The organism is Coleofasciculus sp. FACHB-1120, assembly GCF_014698845.1.
GTDB lineage: Bacteria > Cyanobacteriota > Cyanobacteriia > Cyanobacteriales > FACHB-T130 > FACHB-T130.
In genome coordinates, this window is record NZ_JACJTV010000005.1 from 1 (window position 1) to 14,093 (window position 14,093).

Annotated in this window: 16 protein-coding genes, 1 tRNA gene and 1 CRISPR repeat array; of the genes, 4 read left to right on the forward strand and 13 right to left on the reverse strand. The window is 46.5% G+C overall.

Annotated features, from left to right (window positions below; all coding sequences use genetic code 11):
- The first annotated feature begins 53 nt into the window (after positions 1-53).
- Positions 54-395, forward strand: coding sequence for a hypothetical protein (locus H6H02_RS07000; RefSeq protein ID WP_190816023.1), 342 nt, complete (start codon positions 54-56; stop codon positions 393-395).
- A 593-nt stretch (positions 396-988) separates the two neighbouring features.
- A CRISPR array of direct repeats spans positions 989-1,311; the repeat unit is 37 nt; unit sequence GTTTCATCAACCCTCCCGCCTTGGGGTGGGTTGAAAG.
- A 458-nt stretch (positions 1,312-1,769) separates the two neighbouring features.
- Here H6H02_RS07000 and H6H02_RS07005 read toward each other — a convergent pair.
- The 4 genes from H6H02_RS07005 to H6H02_RS07025 all read right to left on the reverse strand — a co-directional run bounded on the left by H6H02_RS07005 (position 1,770) and on the right by H6H02_RS07025 (position 5,636).
- Positions 1,770-1,842: transfer RNA gene (locus H6H02_RS07005), tRNA-Ala, on the reverse strand.
- Positions 1,843-2,010: 168 nt separating this feature from the next.
- Positions 2,011-3,588 (reverse strand): GMC family oxidoreductase N-terminal domain-containing protein, encoded by a 1,578-nt coding sequence (locus H6H02_RS07010; RefSeq protein WP_190816025.1) that lies wholly within the window; start codon positions 3,586-3,588, stop codon positions 2,011-2,013.
- A gap of 30 nt (positions 3,589-3,618) precedes the next feature.
- Positions 3,619-4,107 carry a hypothetical protein gene (locus H6H02_RS27010; RefSeq protein ID WP_347342576.1) on the reverse strand — a complete coding sequence of 163 codons (489 nt, stop codon included), beginning with the start codon at positions 4,105-4,107 and terminating at the stop codon, positions 3,619-3,621.
- A 347-nt stretch (positions 4,108-4,454) separates the two neighbouring features.
- Positions 4,455-5,636 (reverse strand): RtcB family protein, encoded by a 1,182-nt coding sequence (locus H6H02_RS07025; protein ID WP_190816027.1) that lies wholly within the window; start codon positions 5,634-5,636, stop codon positions 4,455-4,457.
- A 253-nt stretch (positions 5,637-5,889) separates the two neighbouring features.
- Between H6H02_RS07025 and H6H02_RS07030 the strand changes: the two genes are divergently transcribed.
- From H6H02_RS07030 to H6H02_RS26595, 3 genes are all read left to right on the forward strand, one after another.
- On the forward strand, positions 5,890-6,795 hold the full coding sequence (locus H6H02_RS07030; RefSeq protein WP_190816029.1) for a class I SAM-dependent methyltransferase: 906 nt from the start codon (positions 5,890-5,892) through the stop codon (positions 6,793-6,795).
- Positions 6,792-7,505: an HAD family phosphatase gene (locus H6H02_RS07035; RefSeq protein WP_190816031.1), complete on the forward strand. Its 714-nt coding sequence runs from the start codon at positions 6,792-6,794 to the stop codon at positions 7,503-7,505. Before H6H02_RS07030 ends, H6H02_RS07035 begins: the two co-directional genes overlap by 4 nt.
- 697 nt (positions 7,506-8,202) lie before the next feature.
- Positions 8,203-9,120: a hypothetical protein gene (locus tag H6H02_RS26595; protein WP_199329044.1), complete on the forward strand. Its 918-nt coding sequence runs from the start codon at positions 8,203-8,205 to the stop codon at positions 9,118-9,120.
- A 110-nt stretch (positions 9,121-9,230) separates the two neighbouring features.
- On the opposite strand, the gene H6H02_RS07045 is transcribed toward H6H02_RS26595, so the two are convergent.
- From H6H02_RS07045 to H6H02_RS26610, 9 genes are all read right to left on the reverse strand, one after another.
- The gene (locus H6H02_RS07045) at positions 9,231-9,419 is read right to left on the reverse strand and encodes a hypothetical protein (RefSeq protein ID WP_190816033.1); all 189 of its coding nucleotides are present in this window, start codon (positions 9,417-9,419) and stop codon (positions 9,231-9,233) included.
- Positions 9,416-11,245, reverse strand: a complete 1,830-nt coding sequence (locus tag H6H02_RS07050) for a serine/threonine-protein kinase (RefSeq protein ID WP_190816036.1) — start codon at positions 11,243-11,245, stop codon at positions 9,416-9,418. Before H6H02_RS07050 ends, H6H02_RS07045 begins: the two co-directional genes overlap by 4 nt.
- A 444-nt stretch (positions 11,246-11,689) precedes the next feature.
- The gene (locus tag H6H02_RS07060) at positions 11,690-12,067 is read right to left on the reverse strand and encodes an ISAs1 family transposase (RefSeq protein WP_190816040.1); all 378 of its coding nucleotides are present in this window, start codon (positions 12,065-12,067) and stop codon (positions 11,690-11,692) included.
- Positions 12,018-12,230, reverse strand: coding sequence for a hypothetical protein (locus H6H02_RS07065; RefSeq protein ID WP_190816042.1), 213 nt, complete (start codon positions 12,228-12,230; stop codon positions 12,018-12,020). The genes H6H02_RS07060 and H6H02_RS07065 overlap by 50 nt, the downstream gene beginning before the upstream one ends.
- Positions 12,221-12,802, reverse strand: a complete 582-nt coding sequence (locus H6H02_RS07070) for an ISAs1 family transposase (RefSeq protein ID WP_190816044.1) — start codon at positions 12,800-12,802, stop codon at positions 12,221-12,223. Before H6H02_RS07070 ends, H6H02_RS07065 begins: the two co-directional genes overlap by 10 nt.
- Before the next feature lie 60 nt (positions 12,803-12,862).
- Complete coding sequence (locus H6H02_RS07075; RefSeq protein WP_190816047.1) at positions 12,863-13,012, reverse strand: hypothetical protein; 150 nt, start codon at positions 13,010-13,012, stop codon at positions 12,863-12,865.
- A gap of 2 nt (positions 13,013-13,014) precedes the next feature.
- Positions 13,015-13,200, reverse strand: a complete 186-nt coding sequence (locus tag H6H02_RS26600) for a hypothetical protein (RefSeq protein WP_199329045.1) — start codon at positions 13,198-13,200, stop codon at positions 13,015-13,017.
- A gap of 45 nt (positions 13,201-13,245) precedes the next feature.
- On the reverse strand, positions 13,246-13,629 hold the full coding sequence (locus H6H02_RS26605) for a hypothetical protein (protein WP_199329046.1): 384 nt from the start codon (positions 13,627-13,629) through the stop codon (positions 13,246-13,248).
- A gap of 57 nt (positions 13,630-13,686) precedes the next feature.
- The gene (locus H6H02_RS26610) at positions 13,687-14,082 is read right to left on the reverse strand and encodes a hypothetical protein (RefSeq protein ID WP_199329047.1); all 396 of its coding nucleotides are present in this window, start codon (positions 14,080-14,082) and stop codon (positions 13,687-13,689) included.
- Positions 14,083-14,093: the final 11 nt, after the last annotated feature.

Here is a 14,093-nt window from a genome sequence, read left to right on the forward strand (position 1 = left end):
AAAACAACGAAATCTAGATTCTCGAAAAATTGATTGGCAATTTACTACCGCTGATGCTCGCATTAAGCTCAAGCGTCTTTACCCATCAATTCAAGCTTGACAAGGTACTACCTGACTTGAGAAATATCCGGGAAGCGGCTGAGAGTGAAGTGAAAGCCAGAGCCGAACAAAGATTTCCCGGCTATCAAGAGCTTCAAGATTGCTATGCCAAGGATTATCGAGCCAGCATTCACCGTTGGAGTTATAACAGGTTAGCCCAGTGTATTCAGGTTAAAGCCCAAAGAGCTGGGATTGCCACAGAAAAAGCACAGCAACCGCATGGGGACACTCCTCAAGAGAAAGCCAGGAATTTAGTCCTAGCTGCTTATGAAAATCGTAAAGTATCAGCTAGCTAGGTCAACCGATTCTGAACCTTGACAATATAAATATAATAAGAGATTAATAGCGCCGCTTGTACATGCTTATTGCCTCTGTACAGTGTAAAGTTAGGGTTTGTTTGACTGTCGGAAGACAGTCCTACTTTCTGAACCCTGGTAGCTACCCGGCCATGATGCTGCCCCTATGAATACCTTCTTCATAGGTCGGGAAATTCCCGTGTATGAATACTGGAGTATATAGTATACAGGAAAGGTGCGCTCCCAGCAAAATGAGGTGAGGCTGAGGGAGAAGGTAAGTTTTCCCAAAGCCCTAGCCCTTGTTAACAAAGGTGCAGATTACTCATCCTTGCTAATAAGGGTGCGGATTACCGCAGTGGTGGCTCCGAACTCGTCCCCTTCGGGGGAGCCCTCCCTAATTTTTTTCTGACGGCTGAAAGTGGGATCAATATCCCTGAGTAGCCGTCAGACATTTAAAACTCTTGTCCCGTCTTGATTTTAGATGTTCACGGCAGTAATCTTTCTCCTTGGGAAAGAGCTGAAATGACTAATTTAAAATCAGCCGACAAAAATGTATTTGTCAGCTTGTTTAGACAAGGGTTTCAGCGGGCGCGGTTTCATCAACCCTCCCGCCTTGGGGTGGGTTGAAAGCCTCAGTGGAGCTTTGGATCTGACCTCGCAACGCTTGTTTCATCAACCCTCCCGCCTTGGGGTGGGTTGAAAGACAATAGCTAACAAAGCCAAAGCTAATCTGTTTGTGTTTCATCAACCCTCCCGCCTTGGGGTGGGTTGAAAGTCGTCCCATTCGGTTTCTGGAATATTCCGGCTGGTTTCATCAACCCTCCCGCCTTGGGGTGGGTTGAAAGCTGCCGCATCACTCACCCGGTCAAAGTGGCCTCCGTTTCATCAACCCTCCCGCCTTGGGGTGGGTTGAAATGTGATGGAGCTGCGCCAGCACTTGGAATAATAATAGTTGTAGATAGTGTCACCAACTTAGGGGGGTTGAAAGGAGCGCTGCGATCACACAAACCGACTGTTCACAATCAACAACGACAATAATTTGCGAACAGATGCTCAAGGGGGGAAAGCGACATCAAACTGCCAATAACGACATGATTGTGCGAAAAACGACATTAATCTGCAAATCGCGACATTTAATTTGCGAACGTACAGTTATACAGCTGCGCCAGTAATTTGAATAATAATAGTTGTAGATAGTGTGGCAAATTTAAGCGAGATTGAAAGGTTCGCCTACTTTGTAATTAAATTCGCTCGACGACATTAATTTGTTAACGGTTGTCGGCACTAATTTAAGGACACGAATTTGTTAAAAACGACGTTAAGCGACATTAATCTGTTAATGACGACAAATAATGTGTTAATCGACATTTCTAATGGAGAATAGGGAACTCGAATCCCTGACCTCTGCGGTGCGATCGCAGCGCTCTACCAACTGAGCTAATTCCCCAAGCTGCGAGCTAATAGCCATAAGCTATGAGCTGTTTAACTTCAATATTCTAGCATCCAGTCAGAAACAACTAACTAACGTGAGTTCGGGTTAAGCCACCGACAATTTCTCGCTTCTGAACATCAATGGCTAACCAAACCCACTGCTTGTTTTCTTGATTGTCCCTTGCTACTGAGCTACTAAAGATGCTGGAGGCAACCCCATTGGCTGTACATCTGTCGGAACCTGACTTGCAGCTTTAATTAAATCTGCTGCCTTTTCACCAATCATGATGGTGGCTGCGTTGGTATTTCCTGTAGTGAGCGTTGGCATGATTGAGGCATCGACAACTCGTAATCCCTGAATGCCATGTACCCGCAACTCAGAATCTACGACTGCCATTGAGTCAGTTCCCATCTTGCAAGTGCCAACCGGATGAAAGTTCGTGTCTACCACTTCCCGAACATAAGCTTGAAGTGCTTCATCACTGGTTACATCAGCACCGGGAGCAACTTCCTCACCTCGAAACTCATCAAATGCATTTGAGTGGAACAGTTGACGGATAATTTTAATGCCTGCAACCAGCTTTTGCACATCGGACTCACTCTGGAGATAGTTCATCCGAATTACGAGTGAGTCAACAGGGGAAGCAGAACGCAGACTAACACTGCCGCGACTCTGGGGATGGTTCAGACAGGCTGTAGCAGCAAATCCCGAACCAGAGCGGGCATAAGCAGGAGGTGCCCATAAAACAGGACCCGAGAAAAACTGCAAATCTGGCGCAATATTCAAATTACTCTCAGTATGTAAGAACAATCCGGCTTCCGCGATGTTGCTGGTTGGGGCGGGTTGCAAATCTTGAGTTGCTTGGTGTGTTACTGGGACATTAACGTGATCTTGAAGGTTCTGACCCACACCGGGTAAATTAGCAACGACAGGAATGTTTAGCGATCGCAAGTATTCTGCATTGCCAATACCAGACAACATCAGCAGTTTAGGCGATTCAAATGTACCTGCTGATAGAATCACTTCCTGATTAACATAAACTTGGTGCAGCGTTCCTTCGTGCAGATACTCGACCCCAACCGTGCAAGTTCCCTCAAACAATAGCCGAGTCACTAACGCACCCGTTTGTACGGTTAAATTAGAGCGATCGAGAATCGGCACGAGAAATGCTGCTGCTACACTGTGTCGCTTTCCATCTTTGATGGTTAATTGATACAGTCCTGCGCCTTCTTGTTGTGCGCCATTGAAATCGGGATTGCGACCATAGCCTAGTTGCTCTGCGGCTTCAACAAATCGCTCTGAGGTGACGGCAGGCGCTAGAGGCTCGGTGACGCTCAAGAGTCCATCAACACCGTGAAATTCTGATGCGCCTCGCTGCTGATTTTCTGATTTCTTGAAGTAGGGCAATACATCTTCATAACTCCATCCGGGATTGCCGAGTTCTTGCCAATGATCGAAATTGTGACGATTACCACGAATGTAGATCATGGCGTTGATCGAACTGCTGCCACCGACAACTTTTCCGCGTGGCTGAAAGATTTTGCGTCCATTGAGGTGTGGTTCTGGTTCAGTCCAGTAAGCCCAATCTACTTCAGTTCCCAACAAACTTGTCCAGGCTAGAGGAACTTGGATCTCAGGTTTAGTCGCCCGATTACCTGCTTCGAGCAACAACACGGTTGTTTCACCATCTTCTGTCAGGCGATTAGCAACAACACAGCCTGCCGAACCTGCACCAATCACCACATAATCGTATTGAGTCATGATGTACTCCTTCTATGCAATCTGTTATGTTTAGGTCTGCTGTTGCAACGTTGCAGAGATTAATAACGTAAACGCACCAGCAGCATTATAGTCAGCCGTAAAATATTTCAATTGATGGTCTGCTGTTCGTTGACCCGCAGCAATCTGAATCGGTTGATCAACCGTTACCATTTCAGGAAGCATTAGAATCATGCCTCCAGGAAGCGAAATCATCTTGCGATCTGCGCTAGCCTTCGGCAACGCCAAGGGCGAACGCAGCAGCGCTTCGCTATCGCCACTGAGTTGCTCGAAGGATATTTGGGTTTCCTCTTCAGGGAAAACGCTCAAATCAGAAATCATGGAGCGTTTTTTCCCAATCCAATTTCCCGAAATTTCTGAAGTTCCTGAACTCGCTGATTCATCAGAGAAACAACCCAGATGTTCTCGAATGTGTACGATTCGAGAACATCTGATCATTTTCTCCATACACGATCGCAGCACTCGTTCGCCAGTTGCCATCTCTAAAGAAGAGTTCTCCACCAAAGGGTTTTTCTGGAATGAACTTCTGCGAAATCCAAGCCGTTGCACCCGCTCCAAACGATAAGGTTCTCATCGAAGGCATGGTAGGGTGAACAACACCATCAGGCTGATTCCAGGTTTCTCGATCGATTTGCCAATTTTTTTCATCAACGACATTTCCATCTGCATCAAGGTAGCATTAAAACAGCAACGGGCAAAGAACGCATAAGCTAGCGCTCTCGGTTGAACCCAAAAGCATCAGTAGAACCCTATTTTTGGATTGGACTCGGATAAAAACTGCTGTAAATACGCAGATGTAGAAATATAGAGACGCAGCGATCGCGTCTCTATATTTCTCTGACTATTACTTAACCCTTAATACAGACAACCTGCTTCAGCGTCGCCACAACTTCAACCAGATCCGCTTGATTAGCCATGACTTGCTCAATCGGTTTATAAGCGCCAGGAATTTCGTCCAAAACGCCTTCATCCTTGCGGCACTCTACACCATTTGTTTGCTGAATCAAATCATCCAACGTGTAGACATTCTTTGCCTTATTTCGAGACATCAAACGTCCAGCGCCGTGACTGCAAGAGCAATAACTTTCAGCATTCCCTTTCCCTTTTACAATGAAGGACTTTGCCCCCATTGAACCGGGAATAATGCCATAATCTTCTTCACGTGCCCGGACTGCACCTTTGCGAGTGACATATACATCTTCGCCAAAATGCACTTCTTTTTCGGCGTAGTTGTGGTGACAGTTCACTGACAACAGTGGCTTAGTCTGCTTACCACCAGCGAGATGCTTTTCGACAATCCGCTTAAAACGCGCCATCATCACATCGCGGTTGAAACGTGCGTAGTCTTGCGCCCACTGTAAATCGTGCCAGTAGGTGGCAAATTCTGATGTACCAGCGACAAAGTAAGCTAAGTCTGGATCGGGTAAGCGATCGCTTGCTAGTTTCGCGAGTTCTTTAGCCGTGCCAATATGGTTTTGTGCCAGCATATTGCCAATGTTGCGCGAACCAGAGTGCAGCATTAACCAGACAGCGTTCTCGGTATCCAGACAAACTTCAATAAAATGATTCCCGCCACCAAGAGAACCCATCTGTTTTATGGCTTTACTTTCCAGGTGTTTCACCCCTGAATGCAATTCCTTGAAATCTCGCCAACCCTGCCAGTTAAGAACGGCTTTTTCAACATCTTTGTTTTCATTGAAACCAACCGGAATCGCTGCTTCTAAATCCAGACGAATTTGCTTTAGCTTGCCCTCCAATTTTTCGGCGGTAAATGGTGTTTTAATTGCCATCATCCCACAACCAATATCCACACCGACAGCAGCTGGCATAATTGCTTCTTTAGTCGCTACTACAGAACCCACCAAGGCACCTTTGCCTAGGTGAACGTCTGGCATTAGCGCTACGTGTTTGAATACAAATGGCAGGGAGGCAACATTCTTTGCCATCTTAGTTTCATCGGAACCGAGGGCATGATTTGCCCAAGATAGTACTGGCACTGGGGTTGAAATTTCTAGCTTTTCGTATGGCATAAACGTTTGCCGCTGATATTTGATATTAAAGATCCGTGACGCTGCAAGCCTACTATCGGTCGCGATCGCAATCTGCGCTGAGGTAGTTTTGCTAATAATACTTTTGTATTACTTTTATAATACATGAGGCGCTGCGGGTTTGTCATCTCCCAAAGACGCCCGTAGGAAGAGTTTCTGAGTTATAAATAGCATTAAGATTTGTAAAGAGGAGAACGCCTCCTCAGGTAATCTACAACAACGCAGAGAAATTCCTATGGCGGTTGGCAAGAACTCAATCTATGAGCGCTTCTTAGCACCTGTGGTTCGGCTGTTGATTGATGAAGAGAAGCTGCGGAGTTTCTATGAGAGTGTGGATTGGGAGCAAGAGGGCGATCGCTTCCGTAAACCCAATCTTTCCTATCCTTCCTACTACAGTAGCCAAAACTTCCACGGCATTGAGCGCGGTTATCTTAACTCCGGTGCGGCGGTTTCCTACGACCCGATTACCCAGTACGCCTTGCCTCCCAACGAAACTTGGGTACGCCAAAGCTTGATTGATGCAATTGGGGGGCAACCGCGACGGATTTTAGACTTAGGCTGCGGTACCGGCTCCACAACGCTGATGTTAAAGCAAGCTTTCCCGCAAGCGGAAGTCATTGGTCTAGACTTGTCGCCTTATATGCTGGTGATGGCTGACTACAAAGCCAAAAAAGCACAGCGAAACATCCAATTTTTGCACGGGAATGCTGAAGAAACTGGCCTTCCCGATGCGTCCTTTGACCTGGTAACGGCTTCGTTGTTGTTCCACGAGACACCACCCCCAGTATCTCGCGCCATTTTGCGGGAAAGCTTCCGCCTGCTGACCTCTGGGGGAGAGGTATTGATTCTCGATGGCAATCAGAAAACGATTCGCCAAGTAGATTGGCTAAGTGATATTTTTGAAGAGCCGTACATTAGGGCTTACGCCAGTGATAGCGTAGATGCCTGGATGGGAACAGTCGGATTTGAAGCGGTGCAAACTCAGGATGTGTTGTGGATACACCAAGTTACTAGAGGCATCAAACCCATCCCAGTTAAAAACTCTAACTCGGTATCAACATCCCGGACAGCGACCAGTAACACGGCAGACAATGAGAATTTGGAGGGCTTTGGTGCCCCAGCTTTTGGCACAATGGCATGACTTTGAAGGCAGTTTTGTTTGATTTTAACGGGGTCATTATTAACGATGAGGCAATCCACCGCGAACTAATTGATGAAGTTCTAATTTCAGAGAATCTGCGGTCGAAACCAGCAGATTTCCGACAATTTTGTTTAGGCAGGAGCGATCGCGCTTGTCTCAATCAGCTGCTGAAAAATCGCGGTAGGTTTGTTGCCGAAAGCTATTTAACCGAATTGGTGAATCGCAAGGCGCAAGCCTACCAGCAACGCTTGGAGGCGCTGGAAAAGTTGCCAATTTATCCAGGCTTGGAAGACTTCATTAACCAATTGCGGATGCGAGAATTGCAACTGGGTGTAGTGAGTGGCTCCATTCGTTCCGAGGTAGAACTGGTATTAACTCGCGCCGGAGTGGCTGAGTTCTTTAGCGTCATTGTTGCCGGTGACGACATCACTGCTAGTAAGCCAGAACCGGATGGATATCTTCTAGCAGTGGAACGCCTCAATCAGCAGTATCCTCATCTCCACCTACTGCCATCGGAGTGTCTGGCGATTGAAGATACCCCAGCCGGAATTCAAGCTGCAAAGATTGCCGGTATACCAGTCCTGGGAGTGGCGCATACTTACCCGTTTCATATGCTGCAACGCTGGGCTAACTGGGCTGTCGATGAGTTTTCCGACTTGGAATTAGAGCGGGTGGAACAAGTTTATTCTCAGGTAATGTCCAAGATGTAATGATGGTGTATTTTTCATTGAAGTAAGGCAAGCAGCCATTGTTCAGAATTGATTGCCAGTTTAACTCTGGCGGTCTTCACACTTATGTCTTGTCCCTTTTCTCCGATCGCTGCAAATGGATAAAGTCGAGCTTAGCGTAGACGCTGTATATCGAAAAGTTAGATTTGAATCTACTGAGACAAAGGCATCTTGAAGTATACGCAAAGCGCAATGGGGCTATTACCATTCTCCCTTCGGGCGATCGCATTCTGACACGAGCGATCGCTAATGGTACTTTTTATATATAAAATTACCCTGAAGGAATTGCTGAAACGCTTGCCTATTATTCCTCTAAAGGCAAAAGGATGCGAACTGACAAGTCAGCGCTAGGCTAACGCCTCGCTTCGCTAACGCTATCGCCTTGTTGATGCAATATTTCTTTCTTTACCAGTTTTCGGACAATCTTGGGATTTTGGGCTGTGAGAGTTTCCCCAGAAACTAGACACCGGAGGAAGTTGCGATCGCTATTTTTCAAACTTCTCCACAATTCCCGAAAATACTCGCTCTAAATGGAGTGAGTCCCTCAGGTGCTACCCCGAAAAACTAATTTGCTGGTATTGCCATATCAATAATGCTTCTCAAATTCCCAAAAAAATCTGAACTTGTCACGAACTAAATATACAGACGTGATTAAGCATTCGGATACCAATTGCGGAACATGAAGAAGACATTGGGGACGCGGCTTCAACAAAATCAACTCTCGAAACGACAAAAAATGGCTTTAAACCAAGCATTGTGGGGAGGAGGGGCTTCCCTTTCTAAAGATACCGTTTTTGCTGCCCGCCTCAAGCAATTGCTGCTGCGGGCTTTTGTCATTCACAAGTATCACCAACACCTACCAGCTAGCACTCTACAAGAATATCGCTGTGACCTAAAGCGCCGCTTAAAGCAGTGTCTCGGTTCACAAGCGGATAACAAGCTAGGGTGGAGATTGAAAAAGCGCTATTCTGAAGTTCCTTATTACTTGTTTCTAGTTCTGGACGAAGCTTGTAGTCCGACTCTTTCCAGCACTGACACGCCAACACCAACCACAGGGAAAGTCTCTCAAACTCCCAACCGAGTTTGTGCTGACAAGAAACACAAATTTGGTTCATCTGGCGATCGCACTTTCCGAGTTACCTTTGTGAGGTTGTACTTCAGCTATTGCGTAAACAATCCCAGAATCGTCAGCCTCAAGAAAATGCTGGGTTGTATCAGCCTAATTCTGGTCAAAATCGGCGATCGGCCTGTCCGAGTCCGAGACAGGTGGATTCACTACCACGACTTATACCACCTTGAGGTTAGTCTATTGGAGAGAATTCTGATGGGAAGAGACTGGGTGAGTGGTATTCATGGCATTAACGCTGGTGTGTTCCATGAATCTACAATTATTGGGGAGTATGACAGTTTTCTTGATGAAGCCCGAATCGCCATCCATGAGGCGCTAACCCGACCGACACCCTTCAGTCAACTCAAGGCTCTCTGTTGGATGACTTTGCTATTATTACAGGGAATCAATCCCTTGGCTGTTCTCCTTCGTCATCTCAGAAGCATGAAGAAAAAGCAACAAGAATTATGGGATTGGTTAGACATCTGAGATCGTCATCTCAACTATAAGGATGCTGACTTGGCTAGAGGGTTGAGAAGATATCAAATTTCCATCACTACACGTTTGATAAACTTCTCCACCAAAAGCGCTTGGAAGCATTAGCCATCCTCTTTTGTCTGCAAAATCATTGTGTCTTGGTGTGCGATCGCTTCTTTGTAAACTAGACTCTGTAGTAAGTTGCGATCGCTATCTGTTAGACTTTTCCTCAATTCCCGGAAATACTCGCCGCCTCGTTCCAGCACGATGGAAATAACTGTCTCGACTTCTTTACGTGCTTTGTGGTTCACTTTAAATATCTGATGCCATTAGGCATAATCGCACCTTTCAGGTTGGCACCTTCGAGATTTACTCCTTCTAGGTTGGCACCTTTGAGATTGGCACCGCCCAGATTAGCTCCTTTTAGGTTAGCTCCTTCCATGTTGGATCTTCTCAGATGGGCACCTTCCAAGTTGGCACCTTCCAAGTTGGCTCCTCTCAAGTTGATAGCTGGCAGTGCAGCACCTGCGAGATTGGCACGTTCTAGGTTGGCTTCTCCTAGATCAAAATCGCTCAGATCATCACCTTCTAGGTTGTTTCTTCCTAAGTAGGCACTGGCACGTTCTAAATTGGCATTTTTCAGGTTGGCTTTTCTCAGGTTAAAAGCTCTTTGTAAGCTGATATGTTCCAAGTTAGCGCCTTCTAGGTTGGCACCTTCCAGGTTGACATTAGCCAGTGTGGCACCTTTGAGCGTGACACCTCTCAAGTCAGCACCTGCCAAATTGATACCTACTAGGACGGCCATTTCGAGGTTAGCACCTAGCAGGTTGGCATTCTCCAGGCGAGTCCACTCCAACCTGGTAGATGCCAGGTTGGCTCCATTCAGCTTGGCTCCTACGAGGTTAGCTCCATTCAGCTTGGCACTCTTTAGAAAGGCACCTTCCAGATTAGCCTTTTTCAAGTTAGCTCCCCTCAAATCAGCCTCCTCCAGATAGGCATCCCTTAAGTTGGCGTTTTGGAGATTACAGGCTACACATTTTTGGGTGTTCAGCAACTGCCTCACATGACGGTTCTGCCAATAAGAAGTGATGCCTACTCCGACAACAATCAGAGTAGTTCCAATAACTATGGTTTGCTTTCTAGCTTTTGGGGTTTGAGTAGCAACTTTATAGAAACTGACGCCATGTTCTCTAAGATGGGCGATTAATTTTGGGATTGTGCCATGTTCGCCAACATCACTTGATTGTCCTGTGTTTAGAACCGCATCCGAGAAACTTTCGCTAAGTTTTCTGAGAGGGATGAGTAGTTTTTGAATAGGGTCTGTGTCTACAACATTAGTTGGTTTTAGTGCTGCTATGGCAGCAACCGCGTTGGGATAGCGCTCTCGGAGACTGGGGGCTGTCATTTTTGAGAGCCAGTCAATAAACTGCCGACTCAGCTTGGGGACTAAAGGCTTAAAGTTGATGCGATAATCTTTATCAATCAAATTGCCAATTTCTGTTGATTTTGTCTTAGTCAGCAAGCAAATGAGTGTCGCGCCCAAGCTATAGAGGTCAGAGGCTTTAGTTAGCTGACGATTAAATAGCTGCTCCGGTGGCATAAAGCCCAAAGTGCCTTTGACCACACTGCTGGCACCTACATCTCCACCTCCCATCCTGGCAAAGCCAAAATCTACTAGATAGACCTTTATCTGTCGGGAACGGTCAACCAAGATATTTTCGGGTTTAATATCTCGATGAATCACGGTGAGTCGTTGCCGTTGCAGATATACCAAAATCTCTAGAACAGCAATGGCAATTTGCTTAATTTCTTCTGGCGTGAAATGACGCGGTTGAGCGAGGGAGGAAGCTTTTATATATTCCTGAACTAAGCAAAAGCCTGTTGGAGTTTCAAAGGAATTTAAGTAGCGAGGGATACTGGCATGATTGAGCTGTTGTAGCAATTTAATTTCTGACTCATAAGCGGCATATTCTCCCCAACTGGCTCCAGGTTGGGCAAACTGAAATTGTTTAATCACCACCGACTGCTGAGTCTTGGTATTAGTCGCTAAGTAGGTGAAGCGTCCGCCTTGGCGATTTTGTCCTAAGGAACGTTTAATCTGATAGCCATAGCTGCTAAAGTCTGGATAGTTGCTCATTAAGCTCATTAACTTTATTAGCTTTATCTTTATATAGAACAAATATAAAAAAGCATAACTGTCCGACCCAAAAGTAAAATTGGAACTTTACATTTCTACTTGGTACTTCATGGCAAGCTCTCTAGCATTACGCCTATATACTCAGTCACTCAATTGTCGGCATTTAAAGCTACACAATACGTTACGACAGGTTGGGTGAGGAAATCAGCCTACTCAGTTCTTTGTAGGAGGCTACCACTAGTGACCAACCTACTAAGCCAATTAGCCATGATATGCAGATGAGAAACCAATCAAGGGGCATACTACTGACCAGGGTGTACGCTGGTTTCACTAGCAGCACAGCAAAGATTGGTACTACGGCAGATAGCCATAAAACCTGTCGAGCATAGTTGTGCAGGCGCGGGTTGGTGTGGAACTCAGCCTGCATTTTAAAGCAGGGTGCTTTCATACAAAAAAAGAAAAAACTTTCTGGAGTTGGTTAGCTAAAGCCCGTTGTGCCTGTGGGATAGTGCGGAAACCAAGATATCTGGCAATCGTGATAAAGAAGTTGTGTAATATCGCCCAATTGACCGGAGCATTACCGCCCCGTCGTAATGGAAAGTCCTCAGCGAAGGTAACATCCTTGACCCAATGCAGCCGGTTTTCAATCCCCCAGTGTGCTTGAGTGGCACGGAGAAACTCACTAGCAGTTTGAGACTGACTGCTGATGTAATACTGAGTCTCGATAAACGGCTGACCATCCCGTTGACCGGAACGTTCGACGCTCACGAAGCTAGTGAGTCCAGCCCATTGCCGTTGCAGCTTTGGTGGAGCCGGGAACACCTGAACATGGCGCTTGACTCACGCGAGGGTGAGTATTCTCGACAACTGTTGCCTGGCTGGGGGGCGGTGAGGTGTGTTGTATCTCGGCTGTTTTGCAGAGTGTGGGCTGATTTTGCTTCAAACCAATCAAGTAGTCATTGCCACTTTCTCGAATCAGTGCCACTGTTTTTTTTGGCAGTGCAAAGCATCTAGGGTAAACATCACCGCATTCCCAGTAAAGGCAGACACCAACTGCTGCACCACCGTCAGCTCGCTATTTTCTTTGTTGTGCAGCGGTTGCATCCGCAGCACAACACCCCGTTGATGGCTGAACACCGACACGCTGCTGACAAAGTTTTGATAAGACTGACTATAGTCGGTTAATGTACAACGAATACTTTTGCCATCGATAGCTAGTTGCTCTGCCGGAGTGCAGGGCACAAATTCTGCTGCCCAGACATTAAACAAGTCGGTCAACGCCTGAAAATCCAGCTTCCGCAGCACTCGTCGGAATGTAGAGTAGGAAGGAAAGCGGACGCTTGGCGGTAAATCTAACAGTTCAACCAAGCTCTGCCGATGTACCCGTGTGAAATCTTCTAATGGTCGGTAGCCCCAATATCCCGTCATCGCTCCCAGTAGGATGAGTAACAACACTAACCACAATGGATGTCTCCGGCCTCGGATATGACGATAGTCTGGGATTTGCTGTAATTGTTCAATGATATTCATCCGAATCATTGGTTGATTTTCAATCACCTTCAAGCATTATTCTCATTTTTCTCTGTTTGTATGAAACCACCCTGCTCAGCCTGCATTTTAAAGGGGGTTGGTATCAGGCTTCAGTGCTGGATGGATATCGCGCAACCAACTGGCGAACGTATAAGGCTTGAAGTAAGTCCAGTAAAGGATACGGACAAATTCAGCCAAATAAGTCCCAAACCCAGGTGCTGGGATCTTTTTGCTCATTGCTATCTCCTCAAGGCTTGTTGCAGTAAATCCTTCACCTGCTCCCAGCGCAGCGCACCCACCACCAGAACGAGCAAAGTCAGGATGACAAAGCCGATAATCCAGTTGGTAACATCATCCACAGTCCCGCCAATGAATTTAGCCATACTACCCAAGCGGGCTGGCAAATCCAAAACTAACCACCGCAAACGACGCCACCACTGGCGATTAGATTTAGACTTGAACTGACTAGACTATTGCTCAAACTGCGCTTTCGCCCATCGGATATCCTTATTTTGCTGACGCGCTTCCCACAAGCAGCTACCAGCTAGCTGTAGAAAGTGAGGATGACGCTTACCCCAGTTCTCGGTATGGTGTTGCTCATCTACACTCAATGCAGGGGGTGTCCCACTGACAGAACTCGCTGGCAAGCGTGCCAGTTGCATCACCTCATCTGTAGTCAGTTCGCCGAGATTGAGAACGTGACCCAGGTTGAAAAACTGGGAGACAAACCGATACTCACTCCCGTAAACACTCAGAGGTTTTCGGGAAGCCACCACCAGCATCAAGGCATTGTCGTTCATTAAAGAGCGCAAGTTATCATAAAATCCGTTATCGAATTCCTCAGTCCGTTTCAAAAGACTTTCAAAATCATCCAAGCAGAGAACGGGTAGCACACCCTGCTGTTTCCATCTCTAGATAGCGTCTGAGAAGGCTTGGCGATGAAGCGGTTTAGCCTTCAAGGGGTTTCTCAAGCCCAGTTTCCATCCAGAAACTGGCTTTACCAACGCTTCGGCTACTGCCTGATAGAACCCTTCTTCAGTGTGACAATCGGCATCTTGAAGCGAAAGGTAGATTACCACATAGCGGTTAGGGTTCAGCACTCGCTGTTCCCAAGTATGAGAGAAGTGAGACAGCAAGGAAGATTTACCAATTCGCTTGTCGTCAACAACATTAACACTGGTTAGCTGCACGCCGCTCATCCGGGATGCTATGGTGTGTAATTCATCTTTACGACCGACAAATCGCCAAGACTCTTCAATTTTTGAGCCAGCTACAAACGGGCAGGAAGGAGGTGTTCCAGAGGTCATGGAATTTTACA

Excerpts from the sequence above, each read along its gene's own strand:
- H6H02_RS07000 (WP_190816023.1), top strand. The coding sequence starts at position 54 with ATGCTCGCATTAAGCTCAAGCGTCTTTACCCATCAATTCAAGCTTGAC.
- H6H02_RS07010 (WP_190816025.1), bottom strand. The coding sequence starts at position 3,588 with ATGACTCAATACGATTATGTGGTGATTGGTGCAGGTTCGGCAGGCTGT.
- H6H02_RS07025 (WP_190816027.1), bottom strand. The coding sequence starts at position 5,636 with ATGCCATACGAAAAGCTAGAAATTTCAACCCCAGTGCCAGTACTATCT.
- H6H02_RS07030 (WP_190816029.1), top strand. The coding sequence starts at position 5,890 with ATGGCGGTTGGCAAGAACTCAATCTATGAGCGCTTCTTAGCACCTGTG.
- H6H02_RS07035 (WP_190816031.1), top strand. The coding sequence starts at position 6,792 with ATGACTTTGAAGGCAGTTTTGTTTGATTTTAACGGGGTCATTATTAAC.
- H6H02_RS26595 (WP_199329044.1), top strand. The coding sequence starts at position 8,203 with ATGAAGAAGACATTGGGGACGCGGCTTCAACAAAATCAACTCTCGAAA.
- H6H02_RS07050 (WP_190816036.1), bottom strand. The coding sequence starts at position 11,245 with ATGAGCAACTATCCAGACTTTAGCAGCTATGGCTATCAGATTAAACGT.
- H6H02_RS07075 (WP_190816047.1), bottom strand. The coding sequence starts at position 13,012 with ATGAGCAAAAAGATCCCAGCACCTGGGTTTGGGACTTATTTGGCTGAA.
- H6H02_RS26610 (WP_199329047.1), bottom strand. The coding sequence starts at position 14,082 with ATGACCTCTGGAACACCTCCTTCCTGCCCGTTTGTAGCTGGCTCAAAA.